This window comes from Methylacidimicrobium sp. B4 (assembly GCF_017310545.1).
GTDB lineage: Bacteria > Verrucomicrobiota > Verrucomicrobiia > Methylacidiphilales > Methylacidiphilaceae > Methylacidimicrobium.
The window spans coordinates 1,012,926-1,029,016 of sequence record NZ_CP066203.1 but is presented as its reverse complement, the minus strand read 5'-3'; the positions used below and the strand labels follow the sequence as shown (position 1 = coordinate 1,029,016).

Here is a 16,091-nt window from a genome sequence, read left to right as displayed (position 1 = left end):
CGAACGGGCGGTCCGTCCCGCAGGGCGGACCGCTCCCGAGGTCTGCACCATGAACTCTCTCCTCGGCGAGCAGGAGGATGCGGTGGCGTTCCGGGCTGGGCTCTTCCGCATCACTGCCGGCTTCAGCCTCCTATGGTTGAGCGCGGCAAACCTAATCGGTCTCTGGCTTGCACTTCTGCTGGCCTGCCCGGGGCTGGCCGATCTGTCGGGCCCAGCCGGGTACGGGAGGTGGATGGCTCTCCATCTCGACTGGCAGCTCTACGGATGGTGCTCGCTTCCAGCGGTTGGCGTCCTCTTGAACCGGTGGCTACCTCGCCGACCCGCCGCCCTGCTCCTGGCACGCTGGGCTTTCGGGCTCTGGTCCTGGGTTCTTGCGCTGGGCGGCGCCTGGTGGCTCCGAGGGGAGACCAGCGGCAAGCTCTTCCTCGATTGGTCTGGGCTTGCGCGGATCTGCTTTGTCGCCATGCTCGTCGGCCTCTGGGGGATGCTGGCTTTTGTTCTCTTCCGCCGAAGGCGAGCCAGCCACGGTCAGGGAAGGAGCGAGGGCTCGGCATGCACCCCATCGGTTCTCGACTGGCTCGTTCTTGCCGGGCTCGGCACGGTACCTCTGGCGATCTGGACCGCAACCAAGCCGCAGCTCTATCCGCCCATCAATCCGACGAGCGGAGGGCCGACAGGCACCAATCTCCTCGGTTCCACCTTGGCTGTCGTGCTGATCCTGGGGCTTCTCCCGCACCTCCTGGAGATCCCGTGCCGCAACCGGCGCGTGGAACGGCTATTTTGGGGATGCTTTCTCGCGGAAAGCCTGCTCTACCTCCTGCTCGGTCACGGGGACCAGTCCAACCGGGACGGGAGGCAGATCGGGGCATTGGCGAGCCTGCTACTTTGGATCCCGCTGCTGCCGCTCTACCTCCACTCCTGCGGATGGGCCGCCGGCTGCCGGCTCTGGGGAATTTCCTTCGCCGGGTGGTGGACGGCCCTGGTGCTGACCGGCTTCGCCTTTTTCCTCCCTGGCCTCCTCGATGCTGCGAAGTTCTCCCATCTGCTGGTTGCCCATGCGCACATCGCGATGGCTGGCATGCTGACCAGCCTGAACATGCTTCTCCTCCTTCAGCTGGCGGCGGCACATTCAGCGGACCCGGGCCGCTTGCGGGAACCCGTCCGGTTCTCCTTGTGGCATCTGGGACTGCTCTTCCACCTCCTCGTGCTCTGTGCCGTGGGATGGAACGAGGCGCGGACCCCTGGATGGCTATGGCACCACGCTGCGGAGGTGCGCCCGCTCTACTGGCTGCGGGTCGTTGCGGGAGCGGGCATGACGGCCGTTTCTCTTTCGTGGCTGCTCGCCCTGCTTCCGGGCGAAGGGGATGGGCGGGATGATACGGCATAGACCGGAGCGCGTGCCCGGCTTCCCATGGATCGTTCGCCAGAAAAGCGGACGCTTCTGCAATATCGACAGCCCCTGGGTCCCTCACTGGAGAGACGTCCTCCGGTGGAAGCTTGCTTCCCGGCCTCCGAGCGGCGAAGAGGAGGCCGCCGGGGCAGCCTCTTTCCCGGAGGAGGTCCGGGTCGACTGGGCCGCGCTACGCAAGCCGCCGGCTGCGCGCATCTTGGCAACGTGGCTTGGCCATTCGACCTTTCTTCTTCAGCTCGATGGGCTGACCATCTTGACCGATCCGCTTCTCGGCGACTATTGCGCTCCCTGGCCCGTTCCGGGATTGCGCCGCCGCCGTCCCTCCCCTTTCCGCGTCGAGGAATGCCCGCCTCCCGACCTCATCCTGCTCAGCCACTCCCACTTTGATCACTGTGACCGAGCCAGCTTCCGCCAGCTTCCTCGGACGACGCTCGTCTGCTGTCCCCTCGGCCTCGGCCCCCTCATCGAGGGATGGGGGTTCCGCCAGGTAGCCGAGCTCGGCTGGGGAGATTTTATCACGGGCGACTCCTGGCGGCTTCTCTGCCTCCCCGCACAGCACGCCTCGGCACGAACGCCCTTCGACCGCGATCGATCCCTCTGGTGCAGCTGGCTCATTTCTGCCGGAAACCATCGCATCTTCTTCGCCGGCGACACGGGGTATGCCCGCTTTCATACAGACTTGGGCCGGCGTCTGGGACCCGTCGATCTGGCTCTCCTGCCCATCGGAGCCTATCGACCATCCTGGTTGCAGCAGCCACTCCACCTCAATCCCAGGGAAGCGGTTCAACTCCACCTGGATCTCGGGGCTGCGATGTCGCTGGCGATGCATTGGGGGACATTTCGTCTCTCCGATGAGCCATGGAACGAACCGGTGCGCCTCCTGGCGGAGGCCCGGAAGCTTCTCGGCGTTCCGGAGCACTCCTTCCGGGTGCTCAAGCTCGGCGAAACTGTCGCGTTCTAGCCGGCACGCCTGACGATCGCCTTTCGGCAACGAGCTGGTACGCTCCGAAGAAGGTCAAACGGATCTGCCAATGCCACTCCGAGGAGGGGAGACCGAGAAGTTGGGGAAGCTCTTCCCCGACGAACCCCGCCTGGATGCTGGTCGATGCATCGTGGTACCCGACCGGCCCCAAGATTCCGAAGACGCGCAGCGCACGCACCTGGGCCAGGTGCATCCCTCTCCGAGCGGTCTCCAGCGCGAGCAGCAACCGGCAGGAGTCGCGGATCCGGGAACCGAGCAGCGCGAGCTCTTCCGCCGAAAAGTGGTGGAGAACCATGTTGGCAAGGAGCAGAGGGAAGTCGCGCCACCCTTCAAACCGGAGGATATCCTTTTGTTCCCAGCGCCAATCCTCCGGCCATGCGGGCGGCCTGCCGATGCGATCGATGCCGACCAGATCGAGCCGTCGTCGGGTCGTTGGATCGGCGAATAGATAAGCCCCAAGGTGCCCATCCCCCGCTCCGAGCTCCAAGCCCCGCCCGAAGAGAGAGGGATGGCGGGCGAGCTGAGCCCGAAACCAGTCGAAATTCCGCATCAGGGCGTTCATTCGCCGTAGCTCCCCTCGGGTCCGCCGCGCTTCGAGGCTCGCGGGATCGAGCTGGTCGATCCACTCGGGTTCGACGATCCGCTTCATCGGCTCCCGGGGCGGGGATGGTACATCGCCCGGGATCTTAAAGGCCGGGTGCAGCCGGTGCTCATGATTTTTTCTTCATGTTTGCGGCCGCTCTCCCGCTTGCCTCCGGTCGAGGACCCGGTTTCGCGGGCGCCGTCGCCCACCCCTGGGCTTCTCTGGAGAGTTGACCGCCTCGGGGGGGATGATAAGTTGTCCTCGATCGCGGCGGCGCAGAGCAGCCGGACGGTGGGAATGGGAGAGCAGTGGATCCAGATTCGCGGGGCGCGAGAGCACAACCTGCAGAACATCGACGTCGATCTCCCGCGCAATCGGCTCATCGTCATCACGGGGGTGAGCGGCTCCGGGAAATCGTCCCTCGCCTTTGACACGCTCTATGCCGAGGGACAGCGTCGCTACGTCGAGAGCTTATCGACCTATGCGCGGCAAGTCCTTGGTGCGTGGGAAAAGCCCGACGTCGACCGGATCGAGGGGCTCTCCCCGGCCATTGCGATCGAGCAGCGGACCTCGGGAAGCAGCCCGCGGTCGACGGTGGCCACAGCGACCGACATCTCCGAGTTCCTGCGTCTTCTCTTCGCGCACTTCGGCATCCCCCATCATCCGCAGACGGGGAAACCGCTGCGGCGGTACACCGTGCCGGAGATGATCGAGGAGATCCTCGCCCTGCCGCCCATGACGTCGATTCAGCTCTTGGCTCCGGTGATTCGGGAGGGAAGCCGGAAGGAGCTATCCGAGGCGGTCGAGCGGATTCGACGCCGCGGATTCATCCGGGCTCGGATCAACGGAGATCTCGTCGAGCTGGAGGAGGCGGAGAGCTTGCGCGGGAAGGCACCGTACACGCTGGAGGTCCTCATCGATCGTCTCCGCTGCGAATCCGAAGCGAGAAGCCGGCTGCACGATTCGCTCGAGCTGACCCTCAAGACCGGAGAAGGAGTGGTCATCCTTCCTTACCGGACGCCGGAGGGGGAGAGCGGGGAGCGCCTCTTGAGCGATCGTCATTTCGACCCGGAGACCGGCTTCCGATTCCCCGAGTATTCCCCTCGCCATTTTTCGTTCAACAATCCGCTGGGAGCTTGCCCCGCCTGCCACGGCCTCGGGACGGAGCTCGCTTTCGACCCGAACGCGGTCGTGCCGGATCCCTCGCTGCCCCTGGTGGAGATGCCGATTGCTCCATGGCGCAAGCTGGGCAAGGCCTTGCAGGCGATGTATCGAAAGGAGCTCGCCATGCTGGCCGAAGCCTTCGGCGAAGAGATGGGCCGGCCGTGGGCGGAGTGTGCGGAAGCCTTCCGGCAGGCCGTTCTGCAGGGAACGGAGCGCGAAGGGTTGCCGGCGCGGAAGCGGCGAAAGCCGGGGATCTCCTTCGAAGGGGTTCTCCCTGGTCTGGAGCGGCTCTACCGGGATGCCCGCTCTTCGACTCTGCGCGCGAAGCTTCGTCCCTTTTTGTCGCCGAGCGTTTGCCGTTCCTGCCGGGGTGCCCGCCTCCGCCCGGAGGTCCTGGCGGTGACGATTCACGCCAGCGGCTGGACGCCGCGGAACATTTGGGAGGTTACCGCGTTTTCGGTCGAGGAGGCGGAGCGCTGGCTCGAAGCGATCCCTATTCCTGCGGAAAAGCAGCCAGTGGCGGCCGACATCTTTCGCGAGCTTGGCCAGCGGCTCGAATTTTTGCGGAGAGCGGGCTTGGGTTACCTCACCCTCGATCGGGAAACGCGCACTCTCTCGGGGGGAGAAGCCCAGCGGATTCGCTTGGCGACACAGATGGGTGCGCGCCTCAGCGGGGTTCTTTACGTGCTCGACGAGCCGAGTGTCGGCCTCCATCCGCGTGACCATCGGCGGCTGCTCGGTCTTTTGGCGGAGTTGCGCGACTTGGGGAACACGGTGGTGGTGGTGGAGCACGACGAGGAGACGATCCTGGGAGCCGATTATCTCGTCGAGCTGGGCCCGGGAGCGGGGCCGCTGGGGGGAAGGCTCCTTGGAGCGGGCCCTCCCCAGGAGGTCTTGAGCCGTCCCCATTCGATCACGGGAAGCTTTCTCCGTGAACCCACGCTTCGTGGAGAGGAGAGCGGTCGATCGTCCGGGGAGGGGTGGCTGCGCGTGATTGGAGCTCGGGCGAATAATCTCCGGAACATCACGGTGGGATTTCCGCTGGGCGGCCTGACCGCCGTCTCGGGAGTGAGCGGCTCGGGAAAGAGCACGCTCGTCAACGACGTTCTCTGTCGGGCGTTGCAGCGGCGGCTGCACGGTGCGCGAGCGGAGCCGGGGGCTCACGATCGCATCGAAGGCGCTGAAGAGCTGGAGAGGCTGGTCGTCATCGATCAAGAGCCGATTGGACGGTCACCCCGCTCGAATCCCTTAACCTTCTCCGGGGCCTTTCAGGAGCTTCGGATGCTCTTCTCCCGACTCCCCGCCGCGCGGGTGCGTGGCTATGGGCCCGAGCGGTTCAGCTTCAACGTTCCCGGCGGGCGATGCGAACGATGTCAAGGGCAAGGGGTGATCGAGGTCGAAATGAGCTTCTTGCCCCCGGTCTATGTCCCCTGCCAATCGTGCGAGGGGAAGCGGTTCAACCAGGAAACCCTGGAAGTGACCTATCGGGGGAAGAACATTGCGGAGGTACTCGCGATGGCGGTGGACGAAGGCCGCGAGTTTTTCCGCCCGGTTCCCGCCATTTGGGAGAAGCTCGACATGCTGGCTCGGGTCGGGCTCGGGTACCTCCGTCTCGGCCAATCGGCAACGAGTCTTTCGGGCGGTGAGGCCCAGCGGCTGAAGCTAGCGGCCGAGCTCGGTCGGCCGGCATCCGCAAGAACGCTCTACATTCTCGACGAGCCGACGACGGGGCTCCATCTCGCCGACATCGAGAGGCTCATGGAGGTCCTAATCCTGTTGAGGAACGCGGGCAACACGATCATTCTGATCGAGCATAACCTGCGGGTGCTGCAGCGGGTCGACTACTTGATCGATCTGGGGCCCGAAGGGGGTGAGGGCGGAGGACGGGTGGTCGCCCAAGGGAGTCCAGCGCAGGTGGCGAAGAATCCGGCGAGCTGGACGGGCCGATTCCTGCGAGAGCAGCAAGAGGCGTCGCCGTCCACCAAGAAGAGCCTGCGGGCCCTGAGAACATGAGGGAAGAACGATCGTCCAAGCCGAACGGCTTCGGGCTGACCATCCTCAGTCTCTCCCTGTCCTTCCTTTTCTGGGCGGGCGGACTCGATCGGGCGGGCGCTCAGGAAGAAGCGTTGGCGCCGGCGCTCACCGCCTTCGAGGACGGCCTCTTCGATCGCTGCGTGCAGGAGGTGGAGCGCTTTCGGAATCGGTTTCCGGCCAGCCCGCTCGCCTCGAGTGCCAGGCTGCTCGAGGCCAAAGCGCTCTATTTCCTCGGGCGTTACCGGGCCGCGGAGGAGCTGCTCGCCCCGGTCGCTCGGAATCGATTGCCGAAGCCTGCGGCGGGAGAGGCGCTCTTCTGGCGGGCGGAATGCCTTTGCGCCTTGGAGCGATGGTCCGAAGCCATTCCCGACTATCGGGCGGCACTGGACAAACCCCTCCCGGGGCCGCTCGCGCAGCGGGCAAAGCTCGCTCTCGGGTGGTGCTTGTGGCGGGCAGGGAAGGTGGAGGAAGCGGAATCTGTTTTGAAGGATCTGGCCCATGGCCCGGCGGGCGAAGCCAGAACGCGCGCCGTTCTCGTTCAGGCGCGGATGGCGCTCTCCCTGGGTCGTCGCGAGGAGGCAGAAGCCCTCTTCGAGCCACTGGTGCGAGAGGACAATCGGACCGACGACACCCTCTGCGAGGCACGCTTCTGGCTGGCCGAGCTGCGGAGAATGGAAGAACCCGCTCGAGCCGTTCCGCTCTACGAGGCGGTGGTGCGGATGGGACGTGCGCCGAGGGAGTTGCTTGCGCAGGCTTACCTCGGCCTGGGCGAGGCGTACGAGAAGTTGGGCGCAAGCGGCAAGGCGATGGCCGCGCTGGAAAAGGCGCTGGAGCTCGAGGAGAAGCGGAGTCTTTGGCTCCGGGCCAGCGAGCGCTATTTGGAGAGCGCGGCGACACTCCAGCGCCTTCCCGAGGCGGAAAGGAGGCTGGGGGAGATCCAGCGGAGCAAGAAGGGCCGCGAAGGGGAGGCGCGGCTGGCTTTTGCGATGGCCCAGGCCCGGGCGAAAAGCGGCGACAGGGAGGGAGCGGAGGCGCTGTTGGAGGAGGTCGCTCGGCGGAAGCTCGGACCCGAGTCGGATGCGGCGATCCGTTACGCGCTCGGTCGACTCTATCAGGAGGACGAAGCATGGGATGCCGCCGCGCGCTCCCTTCGGCTGGTGGAGAAAGGGGGTGGGGCTTTGGCTCCCTATTCCGCCTTTCGCCTGGGGGAAATTGCCTTGGTTCGAGGCGATGCGGCTTCTGCCGAGGAAGAGTTCCGCGTCGCGGAGGGAGCGGGCATTTTCACGGAGGAAAGCTTCTTCAATCGCTTGACCGCCTTGGCGCGGGAGAGGCGGATCGAGGAGTTCGAAAGCATCAAAAAGTCCTTTGTCGATCGTTTCCCCGAGAGTCCCTTGCGCGCTCGCCTCGTGCTGCTCGAGGCGACGCTCTTGCAAGAGCTCGAGCGATCGAGAGAGGCGGAGCGGGTGCTGGAGGACGGGTTACGAGAGCCTGGTCTTCGGTCGAGCTATCCGCAGTTCCTGATGCGGCTGGCGGCGCTCTATGCGGAATCCGGAGAGGATGCCAGGGCGTTTGCGGCCTACGAGCGGCTGGTTCGGGGCTATCCCGAGGATCCTCTCGTGCCGGAAGCCTTGTACCGGGGCGCCTTCGCCGGCTACCGCAGCGGGAAGCTGAGCGAGGCGGAGGCAAGGCAGCGGCTGGCGGATCTTGCGGCTGACAAGGCCTCGGGATCGGTGGCACCGAGGGCGCTCTTCGGGGCCGCGCAGTTCTGTTACAATGCCCAGGATTACGCCGACGCGCAGGCGGACTTCGAGCGCGTCGCACAGGACTATCCCCAGAGCCCCTTGGCCGATTCCGCCTACTACTGGGCGGCCAAGGCCGCCGTCGGTCGACACGATCTCGTGGAGGCCCTCCATCTCTTGGATCGCATTCCCGAGAGCTCCTCGTGGAAAGCCGAAGCCCGTCTCTTGCAAGGGAAGATCGATCAGGATCTGGGCGAATATGCCAATGCGATCATTCTTTTCGATGCCGTGCTGGAGGAGAGCCCATCCGGGCCGATCCGAACCGAAGCGCTGCTTCGCAAGGGAGATTGCCTCTTTGCGGGGAGCTCAGCGGATCCCAAGCGTTATGCGGAGGCGGCAAGGGTGTTTGCCGCGGTCCTGAAAGAAAAGGGGGCCGACCCATCGGAGCGTGACGAAGCGGGGTTCAAGCAAGGGGTGTCCTTGCAAAAGCAGGGGAAGGAGGACGATGCCCTCGCGGTCTACCTCGACGTTTTGGACGGCCGCCTGGAGTCGACGAAAGAGGGTGCGGGAAGGCGCAACGCGCCCGAGATTCGTTGGAGGATCGAAGCCGGGATTCAGGCGGCTTCCCTAAAGGAAAAGGCCCAGGATTGGAGAGGGGCGGTGACCATCTACCGCAAGATGGAGGAGCTGGGGGGACCCACCCGGGAGGAGTTCCATGAGACGGTCAATCGGCTCCGGCGGGATCACTTTCTCTTCGAGGAAGGATCGTGATGACCCGCCGTGCCGAAGAATGGCAGGAAGAGTGGAGGTGTGGCTAGGACGGTTGCCAGCAGAAGAGGGGTTCGAGCGTAGGGCCGGTGCGCACTTGGACTTCCGAAAGGATGGCTGCGGCAGAGAGCACCTGTTTGCGGCTGACCTGCCTGGGCAGACGCTCCAGCAGCCCGCTCAAGGGAAGGGTCCGTTTGGCTCGTACAGCGTCGCGGACGGCCTCGATCATCGGTAAGGAGAGAAGCTCGCGTCTGGGAGCCGCTCGAGCGGGAGGAGTCGACGCGGGAAGCCGGGCGTGCCAGGACGAGAGAATCTCTTCCGCGCGGTTGCGGGTGGCTTCTTCCGCCGCCGGGCATCCTTCCTCTCGGCGGAAGGAAATCGAGAGGGAGACGGCGGCGGCAAGGTCGAGGAGTGCCTCGGTCGGGACGCGCAGGAGGGCTAGCTCGGGTGACCCTCGATCGGGCGGGCTCCGATGCGTGAGAGCCGTCGACTCTTCCCGCTCGAACACCAGGCCGTAGGATTCGAGCGTGCGGCCGCACCCTCTTGCTGTGGATGCCGCCTTCTCCAGGAAAGCCTGAAAAGCCCGGACGTCGGTTCCGCAAGCCCCCGGCTGCGGAAAAAGGAAGAGATCGGCCTCCGGCAACGTCCTTCGTGCGCAAAGGAGACCCAGGGAGCCGGTGTCTTCTCGCTGCCAGGGAAAATCTGCAGGCGCTTCCAGGGGCAGGAGAGCCCATTCCGCAATCCAGCGCCAGGGGAGATTGAGGCTCGCCATCTCCCACTGGAGCCTTGCGTCGTGGAGCCACCGCACGGAGAGCGAGGATGGCTCCGGATGGAGCGAATGCTCCTCGTTCCACCGGATGGCGCAGGAGAGGAGGAGATGACGCACCGGCAGGGAACTCCGATCCCGGTAGGCGGCTGCGAGCCAGTCCGAAGGGACCCTCGACCGGGGACCCTCGAATCGTTCGAGCCGCTCTTCCAGGAGCTCCGCGGCTTCCGATCTCTCGACCTCGCGGAGTGGCGAGAGGGGGGAGAGAAGGCTGCGCTGGCGCTCAGACCAATGTGGGAGGACCGTGGCATTCCAAGGCCCGAGGCGGCCTCCCAGCAAGAGGAAAGCCGGGGGAGCTGCCTGCAAGCCCTCGAGAAGCCGGCCTGCGGCCGAGGCGAGCTCCCCCTCGGCTCCCCACGCATCCACATTGTCGAAAGCGAAGAGGAAGGGTTTGGAAAGGCCGCTCAGGCGCAGCAGGTCCTCCATGTGTCTTCGGCAAAGATCTTCCTCACCCGTGAGCGGCTCCGTTGCTGGCTCGTTCGGGGCGATCGACAGGTTTGCCCGAATCGCCTGCGCCCAATCGATCGGCTCCCCGAACACCCACCGGCGGCAGGCCTCTTGGACGACGCGATCTTCCGTGCGCACGGCCAGCCCATGAATCGCCCAAAGCCAGTTCTGGGGATGATCTCCCCAAGATCCGAGCTCCGACAGCAGCTCCTCGGCGGCGGGAATGATCCTTGCGAAGTCGAGGCGGAGCCATTGAGCCCACTCCGGAACGAGGCCTTCGAGCAGGATCTTGGAGGGATGGCGGCGCAAGAAGCGGACCGCCGAGCGAAGACGGGAGTCCCGGATCCGCCCTTGACTGACAAGCCGAGAGGCGAGGGTGCTGAGAATCTCGTTGGCAAAAACCTGGACCCGGCTCGGCTCTTCGGGCCATGGATACAGTGCGCGCGGGCGATCGGGGAGCGCCATCTCCTCTCCGACCGTCCGGAGCAGCGCTTTCCACGGGCCGAGGGGATTGCGGAAGGGGCGAAGGTAGATCGGCACGGCCTTGCCCTCCATCCGCCGCAACAGGGTTCCGAGGAGGGTGGTTGTGCCCGCTCCCCCGGAGGGGGCTGCAAGAAAGAGCGGAGGCTGGCCCGGGAGCCAATCTCTGCCCGGCGGCCACGCACCTCCCACTTTCGGGAATCGTTGGTCGAACTCGGCCGAAATTCTCGAGAGCGTGTCGGCGAAAAGCGGCCGCCATGCCGTCTCGATCTTGCGGGGATCGATCGCGGGCGTCGGCCAGTACGGGTTCACCAGCATCCTCTCCCGCCCTCAGGCCGGTCGGCGCAAACGGGGCTTGGGAATTCGAGCGGCGGGGATGGCGAGCACTTTCGATCTTGGAGAGGAACGATGCCTCGGGAGAAACGGCGGCTACGATCGTTCTTCCATGCTCGGGAAGGGCCGCGGCGCCGGTCCGGTATAGACAGCCAGCGGCCGAATGAGCCGGTTGTGGGCTCGCTGCTCAAGGATATGGGCCGCCCATCCAGAGGTGCGGGAGATGACGAAGAGGGGGGTGAAGAGAAAGGTCGGGATTCCGAGGAAGTGGTAAGCGACGGCGCTATAAAAATCGATGTTGGGATAGAGCCCCTTCTCCGAGAAGACCAGGCTTTCGATCCGTTCGGCGATCGGGAAGAGCGTGCGATCGCCCGCTTCTTCGGCGAGCTGCCCCGCCAGTCCTTTGATGATCGGGGCGCGAGGGTCGCCATCCTTATAGACCCGATGGCCGAACCCCATGACCTTTTCCTTCTTCTCGAGCATCTTCCTGACGCCTGCCTCCGCCTCGTCGGGAGAGGAAAACCGTTCGAGGAGCTTCATCGCCCCCTCGTCGGCTCCTCCATGCAGGGGTCCGCGCAGCGCCCCGATTCCCCCGGTGACGGCCGAATAGAAATCCGAAAGGGTCGAAATGATCACGCGACAGGCGAAGGTGGAAGCGTTGAACTCGTGCTCGGCATGGAGGATGAGCGCCGCATCGAGCGTCCGCGCGTGGAGGGCCGAGGGGGGCTCTCCACGGAGCAGGTAGAGAAAGTGATCGGCTACGGTCGGATGCGCTTCCGCCCGCGTCTCGATTCGCCTCCCGTTCCGATGGAAGTGAAACCAGTAGAGGAGCATCGACGGAAAGCTGGCGCAGAGCCGGTTGGCGATCGCATGGGCGTCGCGGTCCTGCCCCTCCGGCTCGAGCGTGCCCAAGGCGGAGCAGCCCGTGCGCAGAACATCCACGGGGTTTGCCGTGGGAGGCAGCTGCTCCAGGATCACCCGAAGGGGCGGAGGGAGGTCTCTCAGGGTAATCAGCAGGCTCCGGTAGCGATCGAGCTCAGCCCGTGCCGGCAGGCTCCCGTAGAGCAGAAGATAGATCACTTCCTCAAAGGAGGCGGCTGCCGCCAGGTCGCGGATGGAATAGCCTCGATAGGTCAGGTCGAGCCCTTCCTTGCCGACCGTGCTCAAGGCCGTTTCCCCCGCCATGATTCCTTCAAGGCCGCTCGCGTTCTTTTGTGGCATCACCGTTTCCCTCATCTTGATCTCTGTTGATCTCTTGGCGGTACCCATCCCGGCGTTGCTTTCGTCGTCGATCGCGTCGTGCAACCTACCAGGGCCCGCTACCCCGGGCAAGACCCGACTCCAGGCAATGGATAGGACAGAGCGAGATTGCCAAGGAGGGATCGGCGGCATTATCCTCGTGGCCACCTTCGATTTCAACTATGGACCTTTCTCGACGCGATTTTCTGCAAAAGCTGGCCGCGCTGGGCGTGGGCTTGGCCTCTCCAGCACTCGGTTGGGCGGCACAGGCTGCGGCTCCCGGCGGGCCAGAGAGCGTTCGCCGCGCGGCCGCCGTAGCCGGGTCGGCTGCCGCTGGCGTCCACTTCGTGAATCATGGCCCGGGGCTTGGACGGAGGATTGCCGTCACCTTTGATGACGGGCCGACTCCCGGGGTGACGGAAAAGGTTCTGGCCGCCCTGCGCGAACGGCAGCTTTCCGCGACCTTCTTCATGATCGGAGAACGGGTGGCGGCAGCGCCCTCCCTGGCCCACCGGGTCCGGGGGGAAGGGCATGAGATCGGAAACCACTCGTACACGCATCCGCAGCTCGGGCGCCTTCCCGCCCCGCAAGTGTTGTCCCAGCTGCAGAAGACACAGGAGGTGATCGAGCAGTCGACCGGGTTCCGACCGTGCTGGATGCGACCGCCCTACGGCTCTTTCCGTCCCGCTCAGGCCCCGCTCGCCGCGCAGGAGGGTCTGGGAGTCGTCCTCTGGAACGTCGACACGCGCGATTGGGCTCGTCCAGGAACGGAGCGGATCCTGGAGACCGTTTTGACCCAGGCACGCCCGGGGTCGATCGTCCTCATGCACGACCTTCATCTTCAGACCGCCGAAGTCGTCGGTCGCATTCTGGATGGCCTTCTCGAACGGGGATTTGAATTGACCACGATCTCGGGCTTCCTGGGCAATCCCCGGACTGCGTAGAGCGTCGGCCGAGCGTTGACATTCCCGGTTTTCGCGAGAGAATGCCCTTTTCGCTTGCGAAGGCGGAGAGCGGGGCTGGGTAGCTCAGTCGGTAGAGCAGCGGACTGAAAATCCGCGTGTCGTCGGTTCGATTCCGACCCCAGCCACCAAGGGATCCTGAGTTTTCGCAGCGGACCCCTGGCGTGTTCCGTCGCCGTTCGGCCCTTCCTAGGAGCGGGCAAATTCGAGCTTGCGCAATGCGGTCTCTACGCATTCGAGAATGACGTGCAACCCCCAGGTGTGCAGCTCTTGAATTCGCGCCGTGGAGCGGCTTGGAACGATCCAGGCGACGTCCGCTTCCGCGGCGGCGGGGCCCCCGTCCTTGCCGAGGAAAGCGATTGACTGGATGGAACGACTCTTGGCCATGCGAAGAGCCGAAAGGATATTCGCAGATGCCCCGCTGGTTGAAAAACAGAGGAAGAGATCTCCCGGCCGCGCCAGCGCGGCCAATTGCCGGGAGAAAACCTCGGAAAATCCGAAATCGTTCCCAATGCAGGTGAGCGTCGTCGGATCGGCCGCGAGCGAAACGGCGGGCAGGGGGGGCCGATCCGAGCGGTAGCGACCGAGAAGCTCTTCGGCGATATGGAGTGCGTCGGCCGCACTTCCTCCGTTGCCCGCCGTGAAGAGGGTCCCTCCCCGCTCAAGCGTCTGGACGCAAAGGGCGGCCGCCGTTTCGAGAGTGGGGAAGCTCTCTTGGGCCAGGAGCAGCGCCTCTTCCAGCTCTTGCGCGCTTGCGCGGACGATGGATTCGATCCCTTTCATCGTTCGAGGTCTTGAAGGCCCCAACGCTCACCGATCCCTCTTGCCGCTCCCGAGCCGACACTCTGAGGGGACAGCGTGGGCTTCCGGGGCGGCTGCGGAGAAAAAGTTGGGGGCATGAGGAGCAGCTTGCCTGAGATGGGAAAATTCGCAAGTCTGGGAGAGGAGATAGCGTGCGAGCCGGAATTGCTTTGGGTTCCAACCTGGGGGAGAGAGAGGTTCGGATGGAGGAAGGGTTTGCCTTTCTCCAAAAGCTCTCGAAGAGCTCCTATTTCCTCCGTTCCTCGGTCTGGAAAAGCGATCCGGTCGATTGCCCTCCGGGTTCGAGGGAGTTCTTGAACGCCGTCGTTGAGATCGACTGGGATGGTCCTCCCGAAGACCTCCTGGCCTCTCTGCTCACCTTCGAGGGAAGGGTGGGTCGGCCGCCGGCGCGAACGAGGCAGCGGAACGCGCCCCGCCCCCTCGATCTCGACCTCCTCTACTGCGGCACTCTCGTGAGAAACACCCCCGAGTTGACCTTGCCGCACCCGCGCCTCGCTTGCCGCAGCTTTGTGCTGGGACCGCTTGCGGAAATCGCACCCCAGCTCCATCTTCCGGGCTTTTCCTGCACGGTCCAGGAGCTTTATGACCGACTCATCGAAAGTCACACCGGAGTGGGTTCGTAGCCGGAAGGGGACAAGGGAGAAGATCGCGGCGTTGACCGCCTACGATTATCCTACGGCCCGGCTGCTCGACGAAGTCGGGATCCCCGTCCTCCTCGTGGGGGATTCTCTGGCGATGGTGGTCTTGGGCTATCCGGATACGACCTCTCTGCAGTTGAGCGAGCTGCTTCCGCACGTTGCCGCGGTGGCGCGGGCCAAGCCCCGCGCCCTCGTCGTGGCCGATTGCCCGGCGGGGACCTGCTTGACGCCCGAGGACGCTTTGGCCACCGGGAAGGCCCTGGTGGGCGCGGGAGCCGAAGCGGTGAAGCTGGAAGGGGGGCTCGAGGAGAGCGGTGCCATCCGGAGGCTTACCGGAGCCGGCATCCCCGTGATGGCGCATATCGGACTGCTGCCGCAGCGCGTGGGCGCGCGGTTTCGCAGGGTCGGGCGTCTTCCGGAGGAGAGGGAGAGGCTGATTGCGGATGCACGAGCGGTCGAGGAGGCGGGATCGTTCAGCGTCGTGGTCGAGGCGGCGGATGCCGCGCTGACGGCCGAGATCACACGGAGCCTCCGTATCCCGACGATCGGGATCGGCTCGGGCGCGGAGTGCGACGGCCAGATCCTGGTCTTTCACGACCTGGTCGGCCTTTTCCCTTGGTTCCGGCCGCGCTTCGTCGAGCCCAAGGCGGATCTTGCCGGTACGATCCGGGAGGCGGCGCAGCGTTTCCTTGCCGAAACCCAAGGGAAGGCGTAAGCGCTTCCCCGTTGAACGAGCGTCGTCTTTCCGGACAGGGGATGTCCGTGCTCCATACGATGCCGGAGGCGGAAGTCCGGCCATTCGCGGATCAGCCCGAAGCGGCCACGGATGGCATGGACGATGCTCCGGCGCTTCGTGGAAATGCAACATTTCGTCCGCAGAACGGGGCTGCCCGCGCGACTCTGCAGCTCGACGAAGAGAGGCAACAGGGTGGGGCGCTTCCTCTTCTTGCTCCTCGTGGTGGGAGCTCGGACCGCCCTTGGCTGGAGCGGAGAGGGAGGAGAGGGGGTGATCCTGACGCAAGGATCGGCTGCGCAGCCGTCCCGAGGTGACGAAGGAAATTCGTGGTTTGTCGCGGGATTCGTGGGAACCCAGTGGAATCGCTTCTCCTCCGGATTTGTGCCTGCCACCGGAGCCCCGGTCCGCTCCCAGGAGGATTTTACGACGATCCTCTCCCCGACCGGAGGCTACTACTGGTACAATCCGCAGAAGACCGGCCACTTCAGCTTCACCCTCGAGTTGACTGGAGCCTACAATGCGGCGGGAATCTCGACGCAGATCGGCGGTCGGGGTAGAGCCGATGCCGTGAGCGGCGGATTCACCGTCCTCTTTGGAACCGTGGGGTACCGCATGGGGGCCTGGGAGCCGATTCTCGGGCTGGGCGCTGGGGCGGGGTTCCTCACCTCAGAGAGCCGAAGCGAGGCGTCCTCGACCGCCGTCGTGCCCGTCTTGCTTGTCGATCTCGGGATGCGTTATCACCTCGATGCACGCTGGTCGTTGCGTTTCGAGTCCTTCTTCGGCTGGACGGGGGCCATTTCCTATTCCTACCCGTCCGGGGAAGTCGTCGCGGGCCATATGCTGAGCAACAACGTGGTGGTGGGCCTGGGCTATGCTTTCGGACGATAAGGATACAGCCTGAGCGCTTCTTAGGAGAGCGAGAGCGAG

The 16,091-nt window shown here is 65.0% G+C and carries 12 protein-coding genes and 1 tRNA gene; 9 read left to right on the top strand and 4 right to left on the bottom strand.

Features of this window, described 5'->3' with window-relative positions:
* Positions 1-49: 49 nt before the first annotated feature.
* Together MacB4_RS04990 and MacB4_RS04985 are read left to right on the top strand one after the other, a co-directional pair.
* Positions 50-1,387 carry a hypothetical protein gene (locus MacB4_RS04990; RefSeq protein ID WP_206864740.1) on the top strand — a complete coding sequence of 446 codons (1,338 nt, stop codon included), beginning with the start codon at positions 50-52 and terminating at the stop codon, positions 1,385-1,387.
* Positions 1,374-2,372: an MBL fold metallo-hydrolase gene (locus MacB4_RS04985; RefSeq protein WP_206864739.1), complete on the top strand. Its 999-nt coding sequence runs from the start codon at positions 1,374-1,376 to the stop codon at positions 2,370-2,372. Before MacB4_RS04990 ends, MacB4_RS04985 begins: the two co-directional genes overlap by 14 nt.
* Here the strand turns inward: MacB4_RS04985 and MacB4_RS04980 are convergent.
* Positions 2,344-3,042 (bottom strand): hypothetical protein, encoded by a 699-nt coding sequence (locus MacB4_RS04980; RefSeq protein WP_206864738.1) that lies wholly within the window; start codon positions 3,040-3,042, stop codon positions 2,344-2,346. The two genes, MacB4_RS04985 and MacB4_RS04980, sit on opposite strands and share 29 nt — an antisense overlap.
* A 231-nt stretch (positions 3,043-3,273) precedes the next feature.
* Between MacB4_RS04980 and uvrA the strand changes: the two genes are divergently transcribed.
* Entirely contained in the window at positions 3,274-6,153 is a 2,880-nt protein-coding gene (uvrA, locus tag MacB4_RS04975; RefSeq protein WP_206864949.1) for an excinuclease ABC subunit UvrA, read from the top strand.
* Positions 6,150-8,684, top strand: coding sequence for a tetratricopeptide repeat protein (locus MacB4_RS04970; RefSeq protein WP_206864737.1), 2,535 nt, complete (start codon positions 6,150-6,152; stop codon positions 8,682-8,684). Before uvrA ends, MacB4_RS04970 begins: the two co-directional genes overlap by 4 nt.
* A 43-nt stretch (positions 8,685-8,727) precedes the next feature.
* On the opposite strand, the gene MacB4_RS04965 is transcribed toward MacB4_RS04970, so the two are convergent.
* Entirely contained in the window at positions 8,728-10,752 is a 2,025-nt protein-coding gene (locus tag MacB4_RS04965) for a hypothetical protein (protein ID WP_206864736.1), read from the bottom strand.
* A gap of 111 nt (positions 10,753-10,863) precedes the next feature.
* Positions 10,864-11,988: a citrate/2-methylcitrate synthase gene (locus tag MacB4_RS04960; RefSeq protein WP_206864948.1), complete on the bottom strand. Its 1,125-nt coding sequence runs from the start codon at positions 11,986-11,988 to the stop codon at positions 10,864-10,866.
* A 200-nt stretch (positions 11,989-12,188) separates the two neighbouring features.
* On the opposite strand from MacB4_RS04960, the gene MacB4_RS04955 reads away from it, so the two are divergent.
* Positions 12,189-12,950, top strand: a complete 762-nt coding sequence (locus MacB4_RS04955) for a polysaccharide deacetylase family protein (protein ID WP_206864735.1) — start codon at positions 12,189-12,191, stop codon at positions 12,948-12,950.
* A 73-nt stretch (positions 12,951-13,023) separates the two neighbouring features.
* A tRNA-Phe gene (locus tag MacB4_RS04950) sits at positions 13,024-13,099 on the top strand.
* 58 nt (positions 13,100-13,157) lie between these two features.
* Here the strand turns inward: MacB4_RS04950 and MacB4_RS04945 are convergent.
* Positions 13,158-13,751, bottom strand: coding sequence for an SIS domain-containing protein (locus tag MacB4_RS04945; protein ID WP_206864734.1), 594 nt, complete (start codon positions 13,749-13,751; stop codon positions 13,158-13,160).
* Between the two features lie 221 nt (positions 13,752-13,972).
* Here MacB4_RS04945 and folK point away from each other — a divergent pair, with 221 nt between their 5' ends.
* From folK to MacB4_RS04930, 3 genes are all read left to right on the top strand, one after another.
* Complete coding sequence (gene folK, locus MacB4_RS04940) at positions 13,973-14,413, top strand: 2-amino-4-hydroxy-6-hydroxymethyldihydropteridine diphosphokinase (RefSeq protein ID WP_242529341.1); 441 nt, start codon at positions 13,973-13,975, stop codon at positions 14,411-14,413.
* Positions 14,373-15,143 carry a 3-methyl-2-oxobutanoate hydroxymethyltransferase gene (gene panB / locus MacB4_RS04935; protein WP_206864732.1) on the top strand — a complete coding sequence of 257 codons (771 nt, stop codon included), beginning with the start codon at positions 14,373-14,375 and terminating at the stop codon, positions 15,141-15,143. The genes folK and panB overlap by 41 nt, the downstream gene beginning before the upstream one ends.
* A 111-nt stretch (positions 15,144-15,254) precedes the next feature.
* The gene (locus MacB4_RS04930; protein WP_206864731.1) at positions 15,255-16,052 is read left to right on the top strand and encodes a hypothetical protein; all 798 of its coding nucleotides are present in this window, start codon (positions 15,255-15,257) and stop codon (positions 16,050-16,052) included.
* Positions 16,053-16,091 lie beyond the last annotated feature (39 nt).

Bases quoted from the DNA above. Each gene is read 5' to 3' on its own strand.
- MacB4_RS04955 (WP_206864735.1), top strand. From the start codon at position 12,189: ATGGACCTTTCTCGACGCGATTTTCTGCAAAAGCTGGCCGCGCTGGGC.
- MacB4_RS04960 (WP_206864948.1), bottom strand. From the start codon at position 11,988: ATGCCACAAAAGAACGCGAGCGGCCTTGAAGGAATCATGGCGGGGGAA.
- MacB4_RS04985 (WP_206864739.1), top strand. From the start codon at position 1,374: ATGATACGGCATAGACCGGAGCGCGTGCCCGGCTTCCCATGGATCGTT.
- MacB4_RS04930 (WP_206864731.1), top strand. From the start codon at position 15,255: ATGGCATGGACGATGCTCCGGCGCTTCGTGGAAATGCAACATTTCGTC.
- uvrA (WP_206864949.1), top strand. From the start codon at position 3,274: ATGGGAGAGCAGTGGATCCAGATTCGCGGGGCGCGAGAGCACAACCTG.
- panB (WP_206864732.1), top strand. From the start codon at position 14,373: ATGACCGACTCATCGAAAGTCACACCGGAGTGGGTTCGTAGCCGGAAG.
- MacB4_RS04945 (WP_206864734.1), bottom strand. From the start codon at position 13,751: ATGAAAGGGATCGAATCCATCGTCCGCGCAAGCGCGCAAGAGCTGGAA.
- folK (WP_242529341.1), top strand. From the start codon at position 13,973: ATGGAGGAAGGGTTTGCCTTTCTCCAAAAGCTCTCGAAGAGCTCCTAT.
- MacB4_RS04970 (WP_206864737.1), top strand. From the start codon at position 6,150: ATGAGGGAAGAACGATCGTCCAAGCCGAACGGCTTCGGGCTGACCATC.
- MacB4_RS04965 (WP_206864736.1), bottom strand. From the start codon at position 10,752: ATGCTGGTGAACCCGTACTGGCCGACGCCCGCGATCGATCCCCGCAAG.
- MacB4_RS04980 (WP_206864738.1), bottom strand. From the start codon at position 3,042: ATGAAGCGGATCGTCGAACCCGAGTGGATCGACCAGCTCGATCCCGCG.
- MacB4_RS04990 (WP_206864740.1), top strand. From the start codon at position 50: ATGAACTCTCTCCTCGGCGAGCAGGAGGATGCGGTGGCGTTCCGGGCT.